Origin of the sequence: Heyndrickxia oleronia (assembly GCF_017809215.1) — a bacterium.
GTDB lineage: Bacteria > Bacillota > Bacilli > Bacillales > Bacillaceae_C > Heyndrickxia > Heyndrickxia oleronia.
Genome location: NZ_CP065424.1, coordinates 2,257,676 through 2,280,918 on the forward strand (window position 1 = coordinate 2,257,676; position 23,243 = coordinate 2,280,918).

The window sequence follows — 23,243 nt, forward strand, 5'->3', positions numbered from 1 at the left end:
TAAATACCGTTTTATTAAGAAGAAGCTTTTCAACCCTACAGGAAATGCTAAGGTCATCATCAGATGTGATTTCACGAAAGCAATAAACTGATAAGAAAGCATCTTATATTATAAATAGAAAAAGGTCTAATCCAATATCTTTAAGTGTATTCCCTTACAAACACGAAAAGATGTTTGGATCAGACCTTTTACATATGGCTCTTTTCTCAAACATTGTTGCTATTTCAGTAAAGTTTTAACGAATAACTAGCGACTGAAAACTACTACTCTATCATTTCACTGAGTAAAGAGCGCCAATTTCCATAAGAATCGCTGAATCCTTTATTGGGTGTAAAAGCCGGCACTTAGGATTTTATGAAAGCAACAAACTATACGAAAATAGCCTTACATTTTTAAGCATATAGATTAAAAAGTCGCTTAAATAAGATATTATTTTCTATATGAATATGGCTCAATGTGTCTTCTTCTAAATGCTCAAGTCGTTTATATACGAGTTGGAAGGTCCTACAAGCTCCTTCTGGTAAGTGATAGTTATTTGTAACCTTTCTTAATTCTTTTAATATGTTACCTACATTTTGATGATCCTTTTCTAAACGATCTAATTGCGAAACAGCTCTTTCGAGTGTTTCATGAGTTGGATGACGATCATATTCTTCTATTAAAGGAAACTGTGTGTTTTCTTCTAGCATTAAATGTTCTAAAAGCTCAGTTTTTAATTGCTGAAACAAAGTTTTTACTTTTTCAACTTGATGATGCTTGTTACCATGTACTTTATAGATCTTTGTAATATAGGGGGTAAGCTGAGGTAACTCTTCCTTTAAATATTGATGATGTGTTTCTTCAATATAATGGACGATATGGCTGAAGCTCTTTTCTTTCCAATTGATGTAATCTTTATTAGGATTCGACTGCCTGTACAACATATTTAATTGTGTAATTAATTGCTCTGCGGAAATCATTTGTTTAGCAGCCGCTTCTTTAATCGTAAGATTACCACCACAGCAAAAATCAATGCGGTTTGATTTGAAAATATCACTAGCTTTTGGAAAAACAGTAACCACTTCACCTACTTTGTTATCAATAGTAAATGGTGACATGATCGTCACTTCCTTTCATATTTATAAGATTATGTTAGTAAAAATCAAGGAAAATAGCAGTGATGGATATCACATAACAACAAAAATCTGATACAATATATTAGTATTGGAGTTGAAAACTTTTGGCTTTTTTATTACTTCTTATGATTATGTTGCTTTTCAAGTATTTCTTTTTTCATAGAAAGCCTTCAGCAACTGCAGCGGGTGCAATAGTAATGGCTATAGGAATTTTTGAATATGATTTATTTCACCATTACTTTATTAAAAGTTTTACAGAATATAAATGGTTCGTGTGGTTTCTAATCATCGCATGGATGGTCATTTCAGGTTCTTTCTTGAAAAGTGTCTTTAATCATACTTTTAAACTATTACATCGACAAAATGAAATTCAAAGCTTTGCTATTGGAACTTGGATTGCTGGTACATCTGTTTGTTCTACTATCATGTTTAATCGAATTCCTGAAATTAGAGTCATACCAGAGATTGTGATAAGTGTAAATGGTGTATTGTGGGCTATTTTTTGTATTCTCTGTATTAAGAACTTTATGAAACTGTTAAAAACTGATTCCTATAAACAAACACATGGGATTATTTTACTTTCTACAGTTAGTACGCAATCGATAGTAATAGGTTTATCCACGATATTTGGAACAACCAATAATTTAAAAATGATCAACCAGGGATTCTTTTATTTAGGAATCTTATTTTATTTTGTTAGTTTATCGATAATAGTAAAGAGGTATCTAGCGACATATAAAATAATGGATATTAAACAGGATTGGTACAATACGAATTGTGTTATACATGGGGCAATGTCGATTACTGGTTTAGCAGGAATTACCTCTGGAATTATTGGTGGAAAAATAATAATTGCTATTTGGTTCTGGGTCCTAGTGTGTTTTTTCTTAGTTGAATCTATTGAAATCTATCGTGCGGTTATGAGGGCAAAATATTTAGGGTTTAGAAAAGGTTTATTTCAGTATCATGTATCACAATGGACACGTAATTTTACATTTGGGATGTTTTTGGCATTTACTATAAAATTACCAGTACATTTTCTTCCTACATCTTTATTAGTCATTCATAAAGCATTGGTGAAATATGGTGTTGTAGTTGTCATTTTATTATTGATGATTGAAATCATTTTATATATTAAAGATAATTTTACGTTGAAATATTTTTGTTTGCGTAATCAAAATAGTCATACCGAGAATCATTTTTTAGAAGGTAGGTGACCGTACGAATGCGGTCACCAGTTTTTTCTTATGGTAGTCTACTTTCTACATGCTTGCAGATTTCTTCAGCAGAAAGACCAGTTGCATCAATAACTGAACCATCAATAATTACATCTTGAATACCCATCACATTGTTGTCACCACCAGTGACTACACAACAATCGCAACCTTTTGCATCATTTTCATTTTTTAATTCGACAACATCATAACCCTTTTCTTTAAGTGCTTGTGAAACATTTGATAATGATTGTTCTACTCCAATTTTTGCCACTATTCAACACCTCCTATGTATAAGTTAGAATGTCTAATTGATATCAAAATCATTCCAAACAATTTTCTATTGTTATCTTCCGTGTTTTTTGCGAGAAGCATCCGCTTTGATTTCTCCAGTTTCTACCGTAGTTGTTCCTTGCCCTTTCACATTTGGGTTACTTAATCCTGTTTTTGATGGATCTTTTTTTCGTTTGCCCATTCTACTCTCACCTCCATTTTTATTATTTCCTTGCCGACCAATAATGTATGTAAAAAATCGCAGAAAAAACATTTCGTAAATAGAAAAAAGTGTATAATGAGAAAATAAAATATATTTCAACAGAAAGAGAGAGTTATCATTTATGGCAGTTATTGCGAAAAAGCAAGCTCATGGTACCGGTATTCCAACTATTTATGGGATACTATTTGCAATTGGTGCTGGTCATTTTTTTAATGATTCAATTCAAGCAGTAGTTCCCGCAATGTTTCCTATCTTGGAAAAAACACTTAGCCTTTCCTATTCTCAAATTGGTTGGATTGCCTTTGTTGTTAATATGACGTCGTCCGTAATGCAGCCGGTTTTTGGGCTTTATGCTGATAAACGACCGAGACCATTTTTACTTCCACTAGGTATGTTTATGAGTATGCTTGGACTAATCGGATTTGGGTTATCTCCTAATTTTTACATTATCCTTTGTTCTGTCTTTTTTATTGGAATCGGATCAGCTGTATTTCATCCGGAAGGATCAAGGGTAGCATATATGGCTGCAGGAGAAAAGAGAGGTCTTGCTCAATCAATCTATCAGGTTGGTGGGAATTTTGGTCAATCACTTGCACCAGTTTTTACTGCACTTATTTTTTATCCTTTTGGACAAAAGGGAATATTATCTTTCACCTTTGTTGCAGCAATGGGAATTATATTATTAATTTTTGTATCTAAATGGTACAAACAACAGATTTCTTTTGGAGCTCAAATAAAGAAAAAAATAGTGGCTTCAACTACAAAACAGCGGATTCATCCAAAATTAATTGGTGCAATGATTTTATTGGTATTTATCGTTTTCGCTAGATCATGGTATTCAGCTGGCATATCGAATTTTTATCAATTTTATTTAATTGAGGATTATGGCATTAGTATTCAAGGGGCACAGATCTATATATTTATTTTTATGATTGCAGGTGTCATTGGTACATTTTTAGGTGGTCCATTAGCCGACAGATTTGGAAAACGAAATATTATTTTATTTTCTCTTGTGGGGGCGGCACCACTCGCAATGATGTTACCTTATGTACCGCTATTTTTAGTCATTCCGATGTTTTTCCTAATCGGCTTCATTATTACATCTAGCTTTAGTGTAACTGTTGTTTATGCTCAGGAATTAATGCCAAATAAGATTGGCATGGTATCAGGGTTAATTGTGGGGCTTGCTTTTGGAATGGGAGCAATTGGTTCGGTATTATATGGAAATCTTGCCGATTTCTTTAGCATTAAATTTGTAATGATTTTATGTAGTTTTTTACCATTATTAGGTTTACTGACGTTTTTACTTCCAAAAGATGAAAAGGTGCGGGAAATGAATGAACAAACAAGGTAATTAATTCTTACTTATTCTATTGATTATATCCTTAGTTAATTTAAACGTAAAAAACCGATTATCTTCATCATATTGATTAGATAATCGGTTTTTATGTTTTTGTTTTTGAAGTGTCTCTGCCTTCGTTTTTGTTCTTCTTGAACGTAAATCTGCAAACGCAAAGAAACTTCGATTTTCTTCAGGGTTTCTCCTGCCTTCTCTAATTAATTTATCTCTTTTCTTTTTTGCTAAGCTTTTTCCCATTATAATCACCTCATCTTTACTTTAACAAAACTTTTTCTAAAAGACTATATTTTCTCTAATAAACATGTAATTATGCTCAATCGCGAAGTTTTTACGAGTATGGTATATTAAATTAGGTAGAGCGAAAGGATGTATAGATTATGGAAAAAAGTGTTGTAATTGCTGAAAAACCTTCGGTAGCACGTGATATTGCACGTGTACTGAATTGTAATAAAAAAGGAAACGGATATCTAGAAGGTAGCAAATATATCGTCACTTGGGCACTTGGACATTTAGTCACACTTGCTGACCCAGAAAGCTACGATGTTAAATATAAAAAATGGAATTTAGATGATTTACCGATGCTACCCGAACGATTAAAATTAACTGTTATCAAGCAGACTGGAAAACAATTTAACGCGGTGAAAAGTCAATTAATTAGAAAGGATGTTAAAGAAATTATTATTGCGACCGATGCTGGGAGAGAGGGAGAGTTGGTCGCACGTTGGATTATTGATAAAGTAAAAGTAAAAAAACCGATTAAACGTTTATGGATCTCATCTGTTACGGATAAAGCGATTAAAGATGGCTTTGCAAATTTAAAGCAAGGTTCAGCATATGATAATCTATATGCTTCTGCAGTCGCACGCTCAGAGGCTGATTGGTATATTGGTTTAAATGCTACTCGTGCATTAACGACTCGCTTTAATGCTCAGTTAAACTGTGGACGTGTACAAACACCTACTGTTGCAATGATTGCAGCACGAGAGGAAGAAATCAAAAACTTTAAAACACAAACTTATTATGGGATTGAAGCCCAAACGATCGATCATATTAAATTGACATGGCAAGATAAAAAAGGGAATGGGCGTAGCTTTGATAAAGAAAAAATAGATACAATTGTAAAAAAACTAGGTAAACAAAATGCAGTTGTAACTGACATTGAGAAGAAATCGAAAAAGTCTTTTTCACCTGGCCTTTATGATTTAACAGAGCTACAGCGTGATGCGAATAAAATTTTTGGTTATTCTGCTAAAGAGACGCTAAATATTATGCAAAAGCTTTACGAACAGCATAAGGTTTTAACATATCCACGTACCGATTCACGTTATCTATCATCTGATATTGTTGCTACCCTTCCCGAGCGCTTAAAAGCATGTGGAATTGGTGAGTATCGTTCATTAACGAATAAGGTGCTCAAAAATCCAATTAAAGCGAGCAAAGCATTTGTTGATGATAGTAAAGTGTCAGATCATCATGCAATTATACCGACTGAAAGCTATGTAAATCTATCTGCCTTTTCGGATAAAGAACGGAAAATCTACGATTTAGTTGTAAAAAGATTTCTGGCAGTATTATTTCCTGCATTCACATATGAGCAATTAACCCTGCACGCAAAAATTGATGATGAGAATTTTATTGCAAGAGGAAAAACCATTCTATCAAATGGGTGGAAAGAGGTTTATGAAAATCATTTTGATGATGATGAGACAAAAGATGATCTGAAAGAACAAAAATTGCCTCAAATGAATAAAGGTGATCAATTAAAAATAAAAGTAATTATGCAAACATCGGGACAAACAAAACCACCTGCACGATTTAATGAGGCTACATTACTCTCAGCAATGGAAAATCCATCGAAGTATATGGATACTCAAAATAAAAAACTGGCAGATACATTAAAATCAACAGGTGGTTTAGGTACGGTTGCTACGCGAGCAGATATTATTGATAAGCTATTTAATTCATTCTTAATCGAAAAGCGTGGCAAAGATATTCATATTACTTCAAAGGGAATTCAATTATTGGATCTTGTACCTGAAGAGCTTAAATCTCCTACCTTAACAGCAGAGTGGGAACAAAAACTAGATCGTATTGCTCATGGAAAGCTGAAAAAAGATGTATTTATCAAGGAAATGAAAAATTACACGAAAGAAATCGTGGCAGAAATCAAAGCAAGTAACAAAAAATACAAGCATGATAATATATCAACCAAAAATTGTCCTGACTGTGGAAAACCAATGCTCGAGGTCAATGGGAAAAAGGGGAAGATGCTTGTATGTCAAGATAGAGAATGTGGTCACAGAAAAAATGTTTCACGTTTGACGAACGCTCGATGCCCTAAATGTCATAAAAAGCTAGAGCTACGTGGCGAAGGTGAAGGGCAAATTTTTGCATGTCAATGTGGACACCGTGAAAAATTATCAGCATTTGAAGCACGTCGTAAAAAGGAATCCCGTGGTAAAGTATCTAAACATGAAGTACAAAAATACATGAAAAATCAGCAAAAAAGTGAAGAGCCTTTAAATAATGCATTTAAAGATGCATTAAAAGGCTTGAAATTCGATTAATCCAAAAAAGAGGCAATTCAAAAGGTTGTCTCTTTTTTTGTACTTTTATTCTTGAACTTATAAATAAACTTAGGTAAAATATTCTCTTGTTCAAAATTATTAATACATCAAAGTGCTGAGCAATAGAAAAGCTAATTAGCGCTATTGCCCATTCAATGGAGAAGCGGTGAATATGTGAAATTAAACAAAAAAAATTGGTTATTAGTTTTTAAAATTCTTTTTCCTGTTTCAATATTGTTTTTAATCGTTATTGAATCAGAAAATATGGTAAAATCAATCGATTTCAATTTATTAAAAAGTCATTTTATTGAGCTAACCCCACTAAAGTTAATTTTTATTATTATAGTAGGATTAGTCGCTATGGCTCCAACATTATTCTATGATGTTATTTTATGTAAAATTTTAAATTTAAAAATAAAAGTGCAAAAGTTGTTCAGTCTAGCTTGGATCATTAATAGTTTTTCTAATTTTCTCGGATTTGGTGGGGCGATCGGTTTAAGTTTAAGAACTTACTTTTTTAAAAATTATGTAAAGGAAAAATCGCTAATTATAAAAAACATTGCAAAGGTTTCTGTTTTTTATTTATCAGGAACATCAATATTTTGTTTAATTACTGCTGTAGGTATTATCAAACCCACATTTTTGACGAAGATGAAATGGTTAAAAATTGCTGTTTGGTTTCTTGCAATGTATATTCCTTTTATATTATTAAGTCTTAAACTTAAAAATCGAAATAATCGAAGGTTTTCGTTTAGACAAAGTAAAATATTCTCATTAATCATTGTTTCCATATTTGAGAAAATTGGTTCACTTTTACTCATTTTTGTTATTGCTCGTTTACTTAGTATTCACATTCAATTAATTCAACTCTTCCCTATTTATAGTATTGCAACTTGTGCTGGGTTTCTTAGCATGTTACCAGGGGGAATAGGTTCATTTGATTTTATCTTATTAATGGGATTCCACTACCATCACATATCTTCAGAAACGGCATTATTAGTTTTACTTTTATTTAGAATTTGTTATTATTTTATTCCATTTATTATTGGGTGTGGATTATTTGGAACACGTATATTAAATCAGTTTATTCATTATTTAGTAAAAGGAAAAAATCAAAAAACTGAACCTCAATCCGTAAATTCATAAATGTTTTTATAAATAACTTTTCCTATTTTTATAACAGAACATATTATTTAAATATAAAATTCTCCTTGCAGAAGTGAGATAATTTGTATACAATAATCTATTGTAAGAGACAAGTGTATAAACTATACAACCTAAGTACATTTATATCTTGCAAATATAAATTGACAGGTGGTAATAAAAAAATGAGTGAAAAACCATATCGAGTATTATTGTATTACTTCTACACAAAAATTGAAAATCCTGAAGAATATGCTGCACAGCATCTAGCATATTGCAAAGATTTAGGGTTAAAAGGAAGAGTTCTAGTGGCCAATGAAGGAATTAATGGTACACTTTCAGGTCCGGTAGAACAAACAAATCAATATATGGAAATGATGAAAAATGATCCACGATTTGATGGAATTGTATTTAAAGTGGATGAAGCTGATAAGCACGTATTTAAAAAAATGCATGTTAGACCAAGAAAAGAGTTAGTTACGCTTCGCTTAGAAGATGATATAAATCCAAATGAATTAACTGGTAAATATTATAGTCCAAAAGAATTTTATGAGGCTATGCAAGATGAAGATACTGTTATTCTAGATGCTAGAAATGATTATGAATATGATCTTGGTCATTTCAAAGGAGCCATTCGTCCTGATATAGAAACATTTAGAGATCTTCCTAACTGGGTTCGCGAAAACAAAGAAAAATTTGAAGGCAAGAAAATTTTAACTTACTGTACTGGCGGTATCCGTTGTGAGAAGTTTTCTGGTTGGTTAGTTAGAGAAGGATTCGAAGATGTTGCACAACTTCATGGAGGGATCGTATCTTACGGTAAAGATCCAGAAGTACAAGGTGAACTTTGGGATGGTCAATGTTATGTCTTCGATGAGCGCATTGCTGTGCCAATTAACCAAAAAGAGCATGTAATTGTCGGTAAGGATTACTTTACTGGGGAACCATGTGAACGATATGTTAATTGTGCAAATCCTGAATGTAATCGTCAAATGCTATGTTCTGAGGAAAACGAGCATAAATATTTAAGAGGTTGTTCACATGAATGTCGTGTTCATCCTAGAAATCTTTATATCAAAGAACATGGTTTAACTAAAGAGGAAGTAGCGGAAAGACTTCAAAAGATTGAAGAGGAAGAAACAGTTTCGCAAAGATAATATGATAAAAACCAAAAAACACTCAAGTAGCAATACTTGGGTTGTTTTTTTGTAATCCTTTAACTGAAAAAATAGTTAGTATATACATATATTATGAATAATGAATAGTATTAGTAATTTGAAAGAAAATAAATGGAAAAAAGGTAGGCAAAATAAACAAAAAAGGTGAGTGTTGGAAAGCTGGTGTAAACATGAAACTTAACAAAAGAAAGTTATTATCAATATTAAAAATAGCCTTTCCAATCATACTTTTAGTTTTAATTTTATTTGAATCTAAAAGTATGGTGAAGGATTTTAATATTGATTTGTTAAAAAATAATATTTCAGAACTAAATTTATCTAAATTATTGCTTATTTTTTTACTTGGGATTATCGCAGTATCTCCAATGCTATTTTACGATATTATCCTATGTAAATTATTAAATTTGAAGTTACAATTTAAAAAGATTCTATCTTATTCATGGATTGTTAATACATTTTCAAATTTTCTTGGTTTTGGTGGTGTAATTGGTTTAAGCCTAAGAGGGTACTTTTACAAAGACCACTATAATGAAAAGGACGCTATTATTAAAAGTATAGCGAAGGTTTCGATATTCTATTTATCTGGGGTCTCTATTTTATGCTGGTTCGTTGCTTTAGGAATATTTAAACCGACTTTTCTAGAAGAAATGAAATGGCTAAAAATCGTTGTGTGGGTAATTGCTTTATACATCCCGTTTCTATTAATTAGTTTTAAACTCAAAAATCTTAAAAACAAGGATTTTTCATTTAAAAACAACTATTTATTAGAATTAATGGTTATATCGTTGCTAGAGTGGATGGGTTCACTCGTTTTATTTTATCTAATTGCGAGATTGCTTCATGTTCAAATTAGTTTTGGACATTTGTTCCCAATTTTTATTGTTGCAGCTTGTGCTGGAATTATAAGTATGATTCCAGGGGGATTAGGCTCATTCGATCTGGTTCTTTTAATGGGATTTGAATTTTATCATATTCCATCAGAACAGGTTTTACTTATATTACTTTTATATCGAGTGAGTTACTATATTATCCCATTTTTAATAGCCGTTTTATTATTTGGCCGTCACTTTTGGAATTTACTTGACGTACAGTATAAACAAATTTTTTACACAATAACAAAAAATGTTAGTCATATGGTCTTAAGTCTTCTTGTTTTTTTATCAGGGATTATCTTACTTTTGTCTGCTTCATTACCTGGAGTACTAGATAGAATAAAATTTTTAAGGGGTTTTCTTTCCTCTCCATTAATGGACTTTTCACATCAGTTAACAATCGTTTCAGGATTTTTGTTAATACTTCTTTCCCGTGGTATTGAATATAAAGTTAGATGGGCATATTACTCGACATTAATTGTTTTAATCAGTGCATCAATCCTTTGTCTTGTTAAGGGATTGGATTATGAGGAAACTATTTATTTAAGTTTTGTTGCATTAATGCTCGTTATTTCAAAGAAACGTTTTTATCGAATAAATTTTGTAATAACATGGGGGAGAGCATTATTTGATTTTTGTGTAATTCTTTTTTTCACTTTTCTTTATATCATCATCGGTTATTATAATTTGCCGGACAGCAAGTTGAAAATTCCAAGCTTTATTCGTAAATATATGATTGTGGATGCAGGTGACTTAATTATTAGTGCAATCATTGGTTTAGTTATTGCAGCGATCATCATGTTCTGTACATACTTATTTATAAAACCACGAACACTTGAATTTTTTCCAATTGAAAAAGAAAAAGTAAAAGCACATCTTCAAAAGTATGGGGGAACTGTTCTATCGCATCTTGTTTTCTTAAATGATAAAAAGGTGTTTTGGAATGAAACCGGACAAGTTATGTTTATGTATCAAAAATATGCCGATAAGCTTGTTATTTTAGGGGATCCAATTGGTAAGAAGGATGAAATCCTTCATTCTATTGAAGAATTCCAAGATTTTGCTGATTTGTATGGATATACACCTGCATATTATCAAGTGACGAAAGAACTATTACCAAAATTACATGAAAATGGTTATGACTTCTTTAAACTTGGTGAAGAGGCATTTGTTGATATACAGTCATTTACTTTAACAGGAAGTAAAATGAAAGGTCTTCGTGCTACAAAGAATAAGTTCGAAAAGGAAGGGTATACATTCAAAATCATTGAACCACCTTTTTCCGCTGAACAGTTTAGCATACTCAAAAATATATCTGATCAATGGCTAGGTGAAAAGAAAGAGAAAGGATTTTCATTAGGCTATTATGACGAGGATTATTTAAATAAGGCTCCAATAGCTATTCTTAATGATGCTGAAAATCATACAATTGCATTTGCAAGTATAATGCCAGTATATGATCAGCAAACAACTTTATCTATTGATTTAATGAGATATTTACCAGAAGCACCACCTGGAACCATGGATTTTCTATTTTTAGGAGTTATTGAATGGGGCAAAATGAACGGATATGAACGTTATAATTTAGGGATGGCGCCTCTTGCTAATGTTGGTTTGTCCAAGTACTCTTTTACTGGAGAAAAAATAGCCTCGCAAATTTATACGCATGGTAATTTTGTTTATCATTTTAAGGGCCTTAAGAGGTTTAAAGAAAAATATGCCAATTATTGGGAACCGAAATATTTGGCTTACCGTAAAAAAACATCCTTACCAATTACAATGGCTCAAATAGCCCTACTTATTTCAAAAAAACGCCCCGTTCAATAAAACGGGGTGTTTTTTTATCTCTTTAGAGTACTTTAATTATAACTATTCTCTAATTCTTCGACTAATTTACCTACATAAGAGACTGCACTTCTTATTGCAGCAGGTTTTGACATGTCAACACCTGCTTTTTTAATGAGTTCGAGCGGTTTTAAAGTGCCACCAGATTTTAATACATCTAGCCAGCGCTCAACAGCAGGTTGACCTTCATTCTTAATCATTCCTGCAACGGCAGTGGAAACAGTTAACCCAGCAGAATAAGTATAAGGGTAAAGTCCCATATAATAATGCGGCTGACGCATCCAAGTCAAGCTTGCACCTTCATCTATCTCAACAGCATCTCCCCAGAAATTTTGCAATAATTCTCTTTTTTGCTCACAAAGTGTAGTAGCTGTGATTGGTTTACCATCCTCCGCTAGCTTATATACGCGTCGCTGTAATTCACCTTCTAATAAGTGAGTGACAAAGTTATGATAGTATGTGCCTAATAGTTGAGAAATTACCCATCTTTTCATCCGTTTATCATCAGTAGTAGATAGAATATGGTCTGCAAGAAGCAACTCATTCATCGTTGAAGGAGCTTCAATAAAATAAGTAGATGGCCTTGTATTTACGACCCGCTGATTTTTTCCTGCTAGATAAAAATGACCTGCGTGACCAAGTTCATGTGCTAATACAAATGCTCCTCTCATTGTATCCGTCCATGTAATTAAAATGAAAGGATGCACTCCATAAGGACTAGAGCAAAAAGCACCTGTAGATTTTCCGATATTATCCGCTAAATCAACCCATCTCTCTGATAAGGCAGTTTGAATCATATCACTATATTCTGGTCCCATGATTTGTAATGCTTCAATAATCAATTTCGATGCTTCTTCATATGTCGTTCGTGGATTGAATTCGGGATCTAGTGGTGCTTTTAAATCACAGAAAAGCATTTTATCAAGACCTAATTCCCGTTTCTTTAATTGAGCAAAGCGCCTCATAATTGGAGCAAGCTCTGTTTGAAGGACATCTAACTGGTTATGATACATTTCTAAGGTTACGTGCTGTGGATGTAACAGCATTTCAGTGACAGAATTATATTTTCTAATACGGGATAGAGCAACCTGCTTTGTTACTTCAGTAGCATATGTTCCGGCAAATGTATTTTTATATTGGTTTAAAGAATGATTAAAGGATGAATATGCTTTTCTACGCAGGTCCGTATCTGCAGACAATTCATATCGATCCTCATAAAGGGCAAATGACATAGGAAGTAAATTCCCATCCTTATCTTCAATGTCCGAAAATTGCATGTCTGATGATTTACCACGCTGATAGATCATATAAGGTGCATCATGAACTTCACCTAATGAAGCCAATGTTTCTTCTAATTCAGCTGATAATGTATGTGGTTTTTTCTCTAATAAATCTTCTAGATAGTTTTTAAAGACGTTTAATTCAGGTTCTTGCTGTATGTATTGTTCAATCGTGCCATTAGGTAATGCAAGGATCTCTGTATCTAAAAAGGATAAGGCAGCACTAATATTAGCTAGCATCGAAGCCATTCTTGCTGAATTTCCTTGATTTAAGGGACTTGTTCCATCCTCAGATGAGCGTAGACTTGCATAGGTTGCTACTCTTATCAATCTTAAGTGAAGTTTTTCTTCTGCTTTTAAGCAATTTAATAAAGTTTTTCCACCTTCACTTAATTTTCCTCGATATTGTGTAACAGTTGGTAAATCATTTTGTATGGCTTTAAGCTCATTGTTCCATTCATCATCAGTTGCAAACAAATCTTCAAGCTTCCATGTGTGCTCTACAGGTACCTCTGAGCGTGCAATGCGTTTTTGCAGTGTTTTTTCCATAATGTGATTCTCCTTTTTGATGAGATATTTCGGTGCACTAATTAATTCTATTATATATGAATCTTTTTATTTTTCATATAATTTTTTATATGAAGTTAAAAAGGATAATATTTCAATTTATAAAAAATATGTTTGTTCATAAAATAACATTGTTCATTATGAACATCCCAATACCTAAACGAAAAAGGGGTTATGTACATGACTGTTATTACAAATATTAAACAAACTGTTTCTGGATTAAAAAGTGCACAAGCGAATTTAGAAACTTTCGCATTACAAACTGACAATCAACAGGCAAAACAGCTATATCAAACATGTGCTCAGCAAACACAATCAATCATTGATACGTTAACTCCAAGAATGAATGAAGTTGAGCAAGAAGAACCACAATATAAGCAACAGTAAGGAAATGAATAAAATGAGAAAGGGACTGTCATCCTGCAAATCGGCAGTCCTTTTCAAAAAAAGGAATGATGATATGACGATTGCATCGGATGTAAAATCATGTATTGCAAGCTTAAATGGAGCAAAGAACAATTTTAGTCAGCTCGCATTAAAGGCTGTTGATGAGAAAGCGCAAAAAGAATTCCATGAATGTATGATGGAAACCGAGGAAATTATAAATGACTTACAAAAACGATTAGTTATTCTTGAACGCGAAGAACCACAATACAAAAATTAATAGGAGGGGAGTGTTACAATGTCTGTACCGGCATGGTTTGAGGTCATTTTAAGGTCAATCACAGCACTTATAGTATTATTTTTCATAACAAAATTTCTTGGAAGAAAGCAGATTACTCAACTGACACTTTTTGAATACATTATAGCAATAACTATTGGAAGTATCGTTGCTGAGATTTCCACAGGTATCGAGAAAAACTTTTTATATGGTATATATAGTCTGTTAGTCTGGAGCTTACTTCCTTTAGGCATTTTATTTCTTTCGTTAAAAAGCAAAAAATTCAGGGATTTTATTGATGGTACACCGAAAGTAATTATAAAAGAAGGAAAAATACAAGAAGATACTTTAACTAAGGAAAAATATACGGTAGATGATTTAACGGAGCTTTTAAGAAAAAAGAATGCATTTAATCTGGCAGATGTTGAATTTGCTGTCTTAGAACCAAATGGTGACTTAAATGTTCTTCTTAAAAAAGAAAACCAACCTATTACACCTAAAGATATCCAATTACAGGTGGCACCTGAGAAGGAGGCAAAAACAGTAATATCAGAAGGTCAGATACTAGATGAGGCTTTAGGGGAAACGGTTTTTAATCGAGCTTGGTTAAAGGCGGAATTAGAAAAATTAAATGTTGCCCTTGATAATGTTTTTATCGGTCAAATTGATTCATACGGAAAATTAACTGTTGATATTTATGACGATAAAATTCAATTGCCAAATTCCCAGGAACGAGCTCTTTTATTAGCGACTCTTAAAAAATGTCAAGCAGATCTTGAATTATTTACATTAGCAACAGAATCAAAACCTGCTCAAGAAATGTATAAACTGAATGCGAAGAGAATTGAAAATATGGTCAACAGGATCAAACCTTTTTTAGTAGAATAGTTAAGATAAATAATCTTTAACCATATTTATGTATTTTTCTTTTGGATATCCATCGTATAAACCCATACTGATACGAATAGGATCTCCAAAAAAAAATCGCTCGAAATGTGTTTGTCTTGAACCGAATGAACTCATACAGAGATCCCACGCTAGTCGAAAAAGTTGTACACGATCTACGGCATTTGAATTTGTTCCTTGAAGATAATCGTCTAAATATGATCCAATAGAAGAGTCAAATTGCTTTTTGGTTGGGAGAAGGATTAAACCGCTTCCACCTAATAATTGAAGGATCTCTACCAGTCGGGGATATATTTTAGGGTAATAGCAAATGGCAACATTAAGTGGATAATCATCTGGAACCATTGTATTCCTCGAATCAACTTTAGCATGTGTCATGGCTGATAATTGTAATGCTTTTATTATTTCAAGTGCTGAGATTATTTCTGTAATCTTATCTTTAACATGTTGATATTCTTTAATACTAATTGTTTCGACAATGGATTCCGCTATTCCTAACAGGAACTCAGTTTTTACAATCATTCTGGAAACGGCTTGGTAGAGAAGGAAAGTATTAAATTTAGTTTCGGAAAACATTCGTAAAGAGATCTTAAAATTTTTATAAAGAAATACTCTTTCCCAAGGAACTAATACATTATCAAATACAACAATAGAATCCATTTCCTCAAATTTTGAACTTAAAGGTGCATCGTAAATGGATTCATTGGAGACGAATGATTCCCTACAAATAAATTTTAATCCGGGGGTGTTCGATGGAATAGAAAATGCATAATTATATGGATCTTCAAAGTAATTTCCCCCTGCAGGAAGAACTAAAATCTCATCAGTAATTCCACCTTGTGTCGCTAATAATCTAGCTCCCGAAATGATTATGCCTTCACTTGTTTCTCGAATTACTTTTGCGGCAATAACTTTATCAGATTCCTCGAAATAATTGTCTGAACGGTTGACTTGAGGGTTGATAAATGTATGGGTAAATGTCAAATCATTTTCCATTGCATCTTCATATATTTGGCGTATATTGATATGGTAATGTTGATTTTCTTCCTTAAAAATTTCCTCTGCCACACCTAGACTCATTATTCCAGTATTAATATAATCAGGTGAGCGACCTAGTAAACCTGCATTTAATTTTGCCAACTTTTGCGTAGCAATTGATCTTTTCTTTAAATCTTCTATTGTTTTAGGTTGTTGGTATGAAAAATTCACTCTACTATTCGTTCTTTCAGAAAAAAATGTAAATTCTTCACAATGTTCAACTTGATAATCATATAATTTAGCTTTCATTGCTAATACGCCACTGAAAGCAGGGTGTGCCGAGATTTTTCCAGTTATTCTTTTTCCATCCACCCACACCTCATTATTTAAACCATCAATTCTTTTAATGAAATCATCTCCATTTAAAGACAATTTTACCACCCCACTTTTATGAATAATAAATTGTATGCTTGAATTTAAACCGGACTACCCAGTGAAATTTATAAAATAAAAAAGGCTGTCTATTTAAGGGTCCGACATCACATAAATACGTAATCTTTTAGAACAAAATTCTTATTAGATATCGTATGGTGATGTCAGACCCAATCTTTAGGCAACCTTTTTATCGTTTTTATGCATATAACATTTTTAATTGATGTTGAATTTCGTCATTTTCTAGATATTCATCATAGGTCATTTCTTTATCAATAATGCCATTTGGTGTAATTTCTATGATTCGATTGGCAATGGTTTGAATAAATTGATGGTCATGTGATGCAAAAATCATTGAACCTTTAAAACGTATTAAACCATTATTAACTGCTGTAATGGATTCCAAATCAAGATGGTTTGTTGGCTCATCTAGTAATAAGACATTGGCTCCACTAAGCATCATTTTTGAAAGCATGCAGCGAACTTTTTCACCACCCGATAGAACATTGGCCTTTTTCATCACTTCTTCACCAGAGAAAAGCATTCTTCCTAAAAATCCTCTTAAGAAGCTTTCACTTTGATCATTAGGGGAGTACTGACGTAACCAATCTACTAAAGTCAATTCGCCATTTTCAAAATAACTTGTGTTATCTTTAGGGAAGTATGATTGAGAGGTTGTGACACCCCATTTATATGTTCCGCTATCGGGTTCCATTTCTCCAGCCAAAATCTTAAATAAAGTAGATTTTGCTAATTCATTATGACCTACTAATGCGATTTTATCATCTTTATTCATTGTAAAACTAATATTATCGAGTACCTTAACACCATCGATAGTCTTTGATAGTTCTTCTACACGGAGAAGATCATTTCCAATTTCACGATCCGGTGTAAAATGTACATATGGATATTTCCTTGAAGATGGCCTGATATCGTCCAAGGTAATTTTGTCTAAAAGCTTTTTACGTGAAGTGGCTTGTTTCGATTTAGATGCGTTTGCACTAAATCTGGCAATAAAGCTTTGTAATTCCTTAATTTTTTCTTCCTTTTTCTTGTTCGCTTCTTGGGCCATTTTTTGTGCTAATTGGCTAGATTCATACCAAAAATCATAATTTCCAACATATAATTGAATCTTACTGAAATCAAGATCTGCTATATGCGTACAGACTTTATTTAAGAAATGACGATCATGCGATACGACAATAACTGTATTTTCAAAGTTGATTAGAAATTCTTCTAACCACTGTATTGCTTTTAAGTCTAGATGGTTTGTTGGCTCATCTAGAAGTAAAATATCAGGCTTCCCAAAAAGAGCTTGTGCAAGTAATACTTTTACCTTTTCCGCACCTGTTAACTCCGCCATTTTTTTTGAATGAAGCTCTTCATCTATGCCGAGTCCTTTTAAAAGGATTGCTGCTTCTGACTCAGCTTCCCAACCATTTAATTCCGCAAATTCACCTTCAAGCTCCGCAGCTCTCATTCCATCTTCGTCGCTGAAATCAGCTTTCATGTATATTGCATCTTTTTCTTGCATAACTTCGAATAGACGTGTATGTCCCATAATAACGACTTTTAAAACTTCTTCTTCTTCAAATTCAAAGTGGTTTTGCTTTAAGATAGCAAGTCTTTCGCCTGGTGTTATATGCACATCACCAGTTTGAGGCTCAAGCTCACCAGATAATATTTTAAGAAATGTTGATTTCCCAGCACCATTTGCACCAATAAATCCGTAACAGTTTCCAGGTGTGAACTTAATATTAATATCTTCAAAAAGTTTACGTTCACCGAATCGTAAGCCTACATTATTTACAGTAATCAAAGACAAATACCTCCAAAAGAATAATATCTTATTAATTATACCATGAGTTGATTAAAAAAGGGAAAAGTCAGTTATTGAAAGGGATGCAGTTGTTTCTCTAAAAAAAAATGCCTTTCATAATAATTAAAATTGTTGTACAATGTTAATGAAAATTTAATGAACGTTACCACAAGGGGAGCATTTTTTTGCTGAGAGTGAACATATTTGTTCTGACCCTTTGAACCTGTTAGTTAGTACTAGCGTAGGGATGTGGATTGAATAATGGATTGCTTTTTTTACAATATGCAATCGTTTATTCCCCCTTTTGCGGTGCGTTTCTTTAAAAACACTATAGAGGGGGATTTTTTTTATGAAAAAATTTAGTTTGCTAACTTTGATCGAGATTTCATTATGTGCTGCTTTTGCGTTTGTGTTAGATTTATTACCATCTATAAAACTAAGCTCAGCGATTTCAGTTTCCTTTGCTATGGTTCCTATTTTCATTCTTGCTTTTCGATGGGGTGTGAGAGCAAGCTTTGTCGGAGGATTGTTATGGGGACTACTTCAAATTGTTTTGGGAGATGCAGCAGATGATATATTAACTCCCGTTCAAGGGTTCATAGAATTTTTTATTGCCTTTTCTTTTATTGGTCTAGCAGGTCTATTTAGGTCATTTATTCAAGCGAATATTCATGAAGGTAATAAAGGAAAGACAATTTTCTTAGTTGTAGTTGCAACGTTTATTGGCAGCATTGGTCGTTATTTTTGGCATTTTTTAGCTGGGATGATTTTTTGGGGTAAATTTGCACCAGAAGGGCAATCGCCATTCTTATATTCATTAATTGCTAATGGAACAACAATGCTTCTATCAGGTCTTTTATGTGCAATTATTTTAAGTATCATCATTACGATGAGCCCAAGACTTGTTAAAAGATTTGCTTAATCAAGCATAATCAAAAATCAATTTTCTAAAATTCTACTTATATTGTAAATCGGGGTAGATTTATACAATTGATTTTTGCTGTTACCTGCAATAACAATAAACAATGAAATACGAAGGGACGCTTTGGATAGTACATAAATCAAAGCGTCTTTTTTTATGTATACATATCTCATTTATAAATTCTCATTCTGTTGCTTTATTTCGTCTCCAGCTATGTTGGTATTTGCCTCTTCTAATTGTTTATGATCAGCCACTGAATGACCAGGATAATATTTTTTTTGGTTTTTGGTACTCATTGCTGTATTTATCGTGATTTTTGGCTGCTTTGGTGTTTCTGTTAATCTTTTGTCTTCATATGATTCAGTCATTAAGTTTAATTCACCTTTCTGTTTTAGTAAGTAGCTTTGAGTATTATTTACTTAATATATGTAAAAATTCATTCGTGGCGATAAAAAAGAATACATGAAATTTCTTCCTTTGGTTAAAAATAGAAAGTATATAATTGCATTTGGAGGAAGATTAGATGCCAAACGAAGAAGTGAAAATGCCACAATTTCCTGAACCGATATGGAAACAAGGGATGGATATTCCTGGTTATTCCGAGTTGCTAGAGGATATCGAGGTAGATGTAGCAATTGTTGGAGGCGGTATTACTGGTATCACCACGGGTTATCTTTTAACAAAGGAAGGGTTAAAGGTAGCCATTATCGAAGCTGGAGAATTATTGAATGGAACGACAGGACACACAACTGCCAAAGTCACAGCACAGCATGGTTTAATCTATGATGAATTAATTCAAAATCTAGGAAAAGAACAGGCAAGACTTTATTATGAGGCGAGTACGGAAGCCATACAATTTATTAAAGAAACTATTAAAGAACATGGGATTGAATGTGACTTTAGTGAAGAAGATGCCTATATTTTTACAAATAGTGATGAGTATATACCAAAATTGAAAACCGAAGAGCAAGCTTATAAGGAATTAGGGATTAATGGTGAATTGGTTGAACAATTGCCTATTGATTATTCCGTGAAAGCTGCATTAGTGATGAGAAGCCAGGCTCAATTTCATCCAATAAAATATTTAAAACCGCTTATTGAGTATATCCAGCAATCTGGAGGACTAATATTCGAGCATACAACAGCTACAGATGTAGATTATGCAGAATATCCTATTGTTATCACGAGAGGTGGACCAAAGGTAAAATGTAAATATGTATGTGCATGCTCTCATTTTCCGTTTTACGACGGTCTCGGGTTTTATCCAACAAGAATGTATGCTGAAAGATCTTATCTTATTGCTGTGAAAACAGAAAAAGACCCTCCACCTGGTATGTATATTAATGCTGAACAGCCAACAAGATCTTTTCGCCGTATGAATTATCAGGGGGAGAATGTTCTGTTGGTAGGCGGTGAAAATCATAAGACAGGCCAAGGGATTCCTACCATTCAGCATTACGAGGCTATTGAAGAATATGCACAAACGACCTTTGGAATCAAGGATTTCTTATTTCGTTGGTCTGCTCAAGATTTAACGACTCTAGACAAAGTACCCTATATTGGTCGAATTACCAGCAATCACGATAGAATACTTGTCGCAACAGGTTTTAGGAAATGGGGGATGACCAATAGTACTGTTTCCGCATTATTAATAAGAGACATCATTAGGGAGAAGGAAAATCGATTTGAAAAATTGTTCTCTCCTTCGCGATTTAATGCTGATCCAAGTGTAAAAGAATTTATTTCAACGAATTTTGATGTGGCTAAGCATTTAGTGGAAGGAAAATTAGAATACCCACTTAGAGATATAGAAGATTTAGAAAAGGATGAAGGTTCAGTTGTTAATGTGAATGGCAAGCGAGCAGGAGCTTATCGTGATTCAGAGGGGAAAATATATGTAGTTGATACTACCTGTACACATCTAGGCTGCGAAGTGGAATGGAATTCTGGAGATCGTACTTGGGATTGTCCATGTCATGGTTCTAGGTTCTCGATCGCTGGAGATGTAATAGAAGGACCAGCAGAGACATCTTTAGAAAAAATTGATTTAGAATAATTAGATGGAGCATCACATTGGTGGTGCTCTTTACATTTGAAAATTAGGCCTTTTTATTTAATGTAGGGATATGTACTAAGTATGATCTATGTATTTGTTTTCTTAAGGCTAGCAAATACAGATATAATTAGATTGAAACTTTTTTAAGGAAAATACGTAAATATTAATGAATGAATAATCTAAATGAGAGAAGGAATTTGATATGAGTGAAAAAGGATGTATAAAGTGTGGAAGTCAAAATGCTGGTCAAAAGGATGTAGCGATGACAGGTACGGGCTTATCTAAAATGTTCGACATTCAAAATAACCAATTTACAGTAGTGTATTGTAAAAACTGCGGTTACTCGGAATTTTATAATAAACAAGCATCCACCGGCTCCAACATACTTGACTTTTTCTTTGGCGGTTAATATATAAGAGCCTGACTCCAAGTAAACACTCATTTTTCTGAACAGAGAAGTATGGAGTCAGGATCTTAATTTGGTTGCCTATATTTTTATTTACTATTGCTTGCCCAGTCTGTGAACGTACCACTTCCATTACAACCAGGGCATTCAATGGAAGTTGAATAATAATATTCACTCAATGCAAGATGATTAATTCCTTTTCCTCGGCAATCTGGGCAAAAACCCTTTGATTCCATATTAGCTAGCATTTTTTCATGCCGGTTGCTAGCCCATTCCTGAAATGTATTTAAAAGTCCCATCCATTTCACCTCTAATTTTGTTATTACTACTATGGTGTGAAATGAATGTGAAATTTATACAAATCCCCACTATAAGCGCAATTCAATAAGTGGTTTTGTATATTTTTTTATTAAATAACTTCCTAATATTAAACAGATAGAGATGGAAAACAAAATTAACAATAAATAATTTTGCGCAAATGCTGCAAGTGATTCATCAGATACAAATGTTTCGATTATTTTAATAATAAATCCATGTAATAAATAGATATACAAGGTACGTTCACCAATGACAGTAAACTTAGATCCACCGGAAGGAACTAATGTTAAAAAGCCAAAAATCACAATAAATGTACTTACATATTGTATTCCTCGAAATACACCATCAATCAGGTTTACATTTCCCATATCTGCATAGGAAGAGGATCCGAGTAACCATGGAACTGCCTCACTTGGAAAAGAATAGCTAAAAACAATAAAGGTTGCACACAATAGGCCGATTCCAATTACACTCGAAAACTTGAAATTCTTTATCCATTGGATATGCTTTGCGTCGATTAAAAAACCAAATAGAAAATAAGGGAAAAATACAAAAGTCCGCGAAAGGCTTAAAAAGCTTCCAATTTGATCTATATAGCCAACAGCTATACCAATTCCAACGGCAAGCAAGAATCCAGCCCATTTTAATCGTGCAAAAAGGTATAGGAAGATATTCCAACAAAACAAACTAAGTAAAAACCATAATGACCAATGTGGTTGTAAAAAATCAAATGTTAATGTTTGTTCTTCCCCGTTAAAGAAATAAAAAATGGAATAAATGACTTGAAAAATAACATAGGGTAAAAGTATCTTTTTAACCGATTTCATTAAATATCCTTTTTTTCGATATCCTTTTGCAAAATATCCGGATATTAAAATAAATGCAGGCATGTGAAACAGATAAATCACTGTATATACTGTAAATAAGAAATCATCATTTCTTTTTAAAGGACTAATGACATGCCCAAAGACGACTAAAAAAATTAAGATTAACTTTGCATTATCAAAGTATAAATTTCTTTTAGTGGTCGAAGCCATATTAACACCTCACTATATAATTTTATTTCTATTTTTATATAACATTATTTAATTCGTTCGATTCACAAAAC

Annotated in this window: 22 protein-coding genes and 1 riboswitch; of the genes, 12 read left to right on the forward strand and 10 right to left on the reverse strand. The window is 32.9% G+C overall.

Annotation, left to right across the window (positions count from 1 at the left end; translation table 11 throughout):
- Positions 1-392: 392 nt before the first annotated feature.
- Entirely contained in the window at positions 393-1,100 is a 708-nt protein-coding gene (gene ric / locus I5818_RS11280) for an iron-sulfur cluster repair di-iron protein (protein ID WP_139358182.1), read from the reverse strand.
- A gap of 119 nt (positions 1,101-1,219) precedes the next feature.
- Here ric and I5818_RS11285 point away from each other — a divergent pair, with 119 nt between their 5' ends.
- A complete protein-coding gene (locus tag I5818_RS11285) occupies positions 1,220-2,332 on the forward strand; it encodes a hypothetical protein (protein ID WP_078110812.1) in 1,113 nt (370 codons plus the stop codon).
- A gap of 28 nt (positions 2,333-2,360) precedes the next feature.
- Here I5818_RS11285 and I5818_RS11290 read toward each other — a convergent pair whose 3' ends face one another.
- Positions 2,361-2,603, reverse strand: a complete 243-nt coding sequence (locus I5818_RS11290) for a YkuS family protein (protein ID WP_058004391.1) — start codon at positions 2,601-2,603, stop codon at positions 2,361-2,363.
- Positions 2,604-2,675: 72 nt separating this feature from the next.
- A complete protein-coding gene (locus I5818_RS11295) occupies positions 2,676-2,804 on the reverse strand; it encodes a YuzL family protein (RefSeq protein ID WP_071974936.1) in 129 nt (42 codons plus the stop codon).
- 142 nt (positions 2,805-2,946) lie between these two features.
- Between I5818_RS11295 and I5818_RS11300 the strand changes: the two genes are divergently transcribed.
- A complete protein-coding gene (locus I5818_RS11300; protein ID WP_058004392.1) occupies positions 2,947-4,179 on the forward strand; it encodes an MFS transporter in 1,233 nt (410 codons plus the stop codon).
- On the opposite strand, the gene I5818_RS11305 is transcribed toward I5818_RS11300, so the two are convergent.
- Positions 4,180-4,422, reverse strand: coding sequence for a hypothetical protein (locus I5818_RS11305; protein WP_058004393.1), 243 nt, complete (start codon positions 4,420-4,422; stop codon positions 4,180-4,182).
- Positions 4,423-4,562: 140 nt separating this feature from the next.
- Here I5818_RS11305 and I5818_RS11310 point away from each other — a divergent pair, with 140 nt between their 5' ends.
- From I5818_RS11310 to mprF, 4 genes are all read left to right on the forward strand, one after another.
- Complete coding sequence (locus I5818_RS11310) at positions 4,563-6,752, forward strand: DNA topoisomerase III (RefSeq protein ID WP_078111032.1); 2,190 nt, start codon at positions 4,563-4,565, stop codon at positions 6,750-6,752.
- Between the two features lie 174 nt (positions 6,753-6,926).
- Positions 6,927-7,898 carry a lysylphosphatidylglycerol synthase domain-containing protein gene (locus I5818_RS11315; RefSeq protein WP_058004395.1) on the forward strand — a complete coding sequence of 324 codons (972 nt, stop codon included), beginning with the start codon at positions 6,927-6,929 and terminating at the stop codon, positions 7,896-7,898.
- 182 nt (positions 7,899-8,080) lie between these two features.
- Positions 8,081-9,052: an oxygen-dependent tRNA uridine(34) hydroxylase TrhO gene (trhO, locus tag I5818_RS11320; RefSeq protein WP_058004396.1), complete on the forward strand. Its 972-nt coding sequence runs from the start codon at positions 8,081-8,083 to the stop codon at positions 9,050-9,052.
- 191 nt (positions 9,053-9,243) lie between these two features.
- Positions 9,244-11,772, forward strand: a complete 2,529-nt coding sequence (gene mprF / locus I5818_RS11325) for a bifunctional lysylphosphatidylglycerol flippase/synthetase MprF (RefSeq protein WP_058004397.1) — start codon at positions 9,244-9,246, stop codon at positions 11,770-11,772.
- A 32-nt stretch (positions 11,773-11,804) separates the two neighbouring features.
- Here mprF and pepF read toward each other — a convergent pair whose 3' ends face one another.
- On the reverse strand, positions 11,805-13,619 hold the full coding sequence (pepF, locus tag I5818_RS11330; protein WP_078111159.1) for an oligoendopeptidase F: 1,815 nt from the start codon (positions 13,617-13,619) through the stop codon (positions 11,805-11,807).
- A gap of 198 nt (positions 13,620-13,817) precedes the next feature.
- Between pepF and I5818_RS11335 the strand changes: the two genes are divergently transcribed.
- The 3 genes from I5818_RS11335 to I5818_RS11345 all read left to right on the forward strand — a co-directional run bounded on the left by I5818_RS11335 (position 13,818) and on the right by I5818_RS11345 (position 15,186).
- Complete coding sequence (locus I5818_RS11335) at positions 13,818-14,024, forward strand: DUF1657 domain-containing protein (protein ID WP_058004399.1); 207 nt, start codon at positions 13,818-13,820, stop codon at positions 14,022-14,024.
- Between the two features lie 73 nt (positions 14,025-14,097).
- Complete coding sequence (locus I5818_RS11340; protein ID WP_058004400.1) at positions 14,098-14,301, forward strand: DUF1657 domain-containing protein; 204 nt, start codon at positions 14,098-14,100, stop codon at positions 14,299-14,301.
- An 18-nt stretch (positions 14,302-14,319) separates the two neighbouring features.
- Positions 14,320-15,186, forward strand: coding sequence for a DUF421 domain-containing protein (locus tag I5818_RS11345; RefSeq protein WP_078111160.1), 867 nt, complete (start codon positions 14,320-14,322; stop codon positions 15,184-15,186).
- Here the strand turns inward: I5818_RS11345 and hpaB are convergent, their stop codons facing one another.
- Complete coding sequence (gene hpaB / locus I5818_RS11350) at positions 15,187-16,623, reverse strand: 4-hydroxyphenylacetate 3-monooxygenase, oxygenase component (protein ID WP_078111161.1); 1,437 nt, start codon at positions 16,621-16,623, stop codon at positions 15,187-15,189.
- Positions 16,624-16,813: 190 nt separating this feature from the next.
- Positions 16,814-18,433 carry an ABC-F family ATP-binding cassette domain-containing protein gene (locus tag I5818_RS11355; RefSeq protein ID WP_078111162.1) on the reverse strand — a complete coding sequence of 540 codons (1,620 nt, stop codon included), beginning with the start codon at positions 18,431-18,433 and terminating at the stop codon, positions 16,814-16,816.
- A 161-nt stretch (positions 18,434-18,594) separates the two neighbouring features.
- Positions 18,595-18,698, forward strand: a riboswitch (TPP riboswitch).
- An 84-nt stretch (positions 18,699-18,782) separates the two neighbouring features.
- Here I5818_RS11355 and thiT point away from each other — a divergent pair.
- Positions 18,783-19,355, forward strand: coding sequence for an energy-coupled thiamine transporter ThiT (thiT, locus tag I5818_RS11360; RefSeq protein ID WP_058004404.1), 573 nt, complete (start codon positions 18,783-18,785; stop codon positions 19,353-19,355).
- A 173-nt stretch (positions 19,356-19,528) separates the two neighbouring features.
- Here thiT and I5818_RS11365 read toward each other — a convergent pair whose 3' ends face one another.
- A complete protein-coding gene (locus I5818_RS11365) occupies positions 19,529-19,723 on the reverse strand; it encodes a hypothetical protein (RefSeq protein WP_078111163.1) in 195 nt (64 codons plus the stop codon).
- Positions 19,724-19,878: 155 nt separating this feature from the next.
- Between I5818_RS11365 and I5818_RS11370 the strand changes: the two genes are divergently transcribed.
- Together I5818_RS11370 and I5818_RS11375 are read left to right on the forward strand one after the other, a co-directional pair.
- Positions 19,879-21,411 carry an FAD-dependent oxidoreductase gene (locus I5818_RS11370; RefSeq protein ID WP_078111164.1) on the forward strand — a complete coding sequence of 511 codons (1,533 nt, stop codon included), beginning with the start codon at positions 19,879-19,881 and terminating at the stop codon, positions 21,409-21,411.
- A gap of 202 nt (positions 21,412-21,613) precedes the next feature.
- Positions 21,614-21,820, forward strand: coding sequence for a zinc ribbon domain-containing protein (locus tag I5818_RS11375; protein WP_058004407.1), 207 nt, complete (start codon positions 21,614-21,616; stop codon positions 21,818-21,820).
- An 86-nt stretch (positions 21,821-21,906) separates the two neighbouring features.
- Here I5818_RS11375 and I5818_RS11380 read toward each other — a convergent pair whose 3' ends face one another.
- On the reverse strand, positions 21,907-22,116 hold the full coding sequence (locus I5818_RS11380; RefSeq protein ID WP_058004408.1) for a hypothetical protein: 210 nt from the start codon (positions 22,114-22,116) through the stop codon (positions 21,907-21,909).
- Positions 22,117-22,185: 69 nt separating this feature from the next.
- The gene (locus I5818_RS11385) at positions 22,186-23,172 is read right to left on the reverse strand and encodes an acyltransferase family protein (protein ID WP_078111165.1); all 987 of its coding nucleotides are present in this window, start codon (positions 23,170-23,172) and stop codon (positions 22,186-22,188) included.
- Positions 23,173-23,243 lie beyond the last annotated feature (71 nt).

Bases quoted from the DNA above. Each gene is read 5' to 3' on its own strand.
- I5818_RS11370 (WP_078111164.1), top strand. From the start codon at position 19,879: ATGCCAAACGAAGAAGTGAAAATGCCACAATTTCCTGAACCGATATGG.
- I5818_RS11385 (WP_078111165.1), bottom strand. From the start codon at position 23,172: ATGGCTTCGACCACTAAAAGAAATTTATACTTTGATAATGCAAAGTTA.
- I5818_RS11345 (WP_078111160.1), top strand. From the start codon at position 14,320: ATGTCTGTACCGGCATGGTTTGAGGTCATTTTAAGGTCAATCACAGCA.
- I5818_RS11365 (WP_078111163.1), bottom strand. From the start codon at position 19,723: ATGACTGAATCATATGAAGACAAAAGATTAACAGAAACACCAAAGCAG.
- I5818_RS11340 (WP_058004400.1), top strand. From the start codon at position 14,098: ATGACGATTGCATCGGATGTAAAATCATGTATTGCAAGCTTAAATGGA.
- I5818_RS11335 (WP_058004399.1), top strand. From the start codon at position 13,818: ATGACTGTTATTACAAATATTAAACAAACTGTTTCTGGATTAAAAAGT.
- I5818_RS11295 (WP_071974936.1), bottom strand. From the start codon at position 2,804: ATGGGCAAACGAAAAAAAGATCCATCAAAAACAGGATTAAGTAACCCA.
- thiT (WP_058004404.1), top strand. From the start codon at position 18,783: ATGAAAAAATTTAGTTTGCTAACTTTGATCGAGATTTCATTATGTGCT.
- mprF (WP_058004397.1), top strand. From the start codon at position 9,244: ATGAAACTTAACAAAAGAAAGTTATTATCAATATTAAAAATAGCCTTT.
- I5818_RS11305 (WP_058004393.1), bottom strand. From the start codon at position 4,422: ATGGGAAAAAGCTTAGCAAAAAAGAAAAGAGATAAATTAATTAGAGAA.
- I5818_RS11380 (WP_058004408.1), bottom strand. From the start codon at position 22,116: ATGGGACTTTTAAATACATTTCAGGAATGGGCTAGCAACCGGCATGAA.
- I5818_RS11310 (WP_078111032.1), top strand. From the start codon at position 4,563: ATGGAAAAAAGTGTTGTAATTGCTGAAAAACCTTCGGTAGCACGTGAT.
- I5818_RS11300 (WP_058004392.1), top strand. From the start codon at position 2,947: ATGGCAGTTATTGCGAAAAAGCAAGCTCATGGTACCGGTATTCCAACT.
- trhO (WP_058004396.1), top strand. From the start codon at position 8,081: ATGAGTGAAAAACCATATCGAGTATTATTGTATTACTTCTACACAAAA.
- I5818_RS11375 (WP_058004407.1), top strand. From the start codon at position 21,614: ATGAGTGAAAAAGGATGTATAAAGTGTGGAAGTCAAAATGCTGGTCAA.
- pepF (WP_078111159.1), bottom strand. From the start codon at position 13,619: ATGGAAAAAACACTGCAAAAACGCATTGCACGCTCAGAGGTACCTGTA.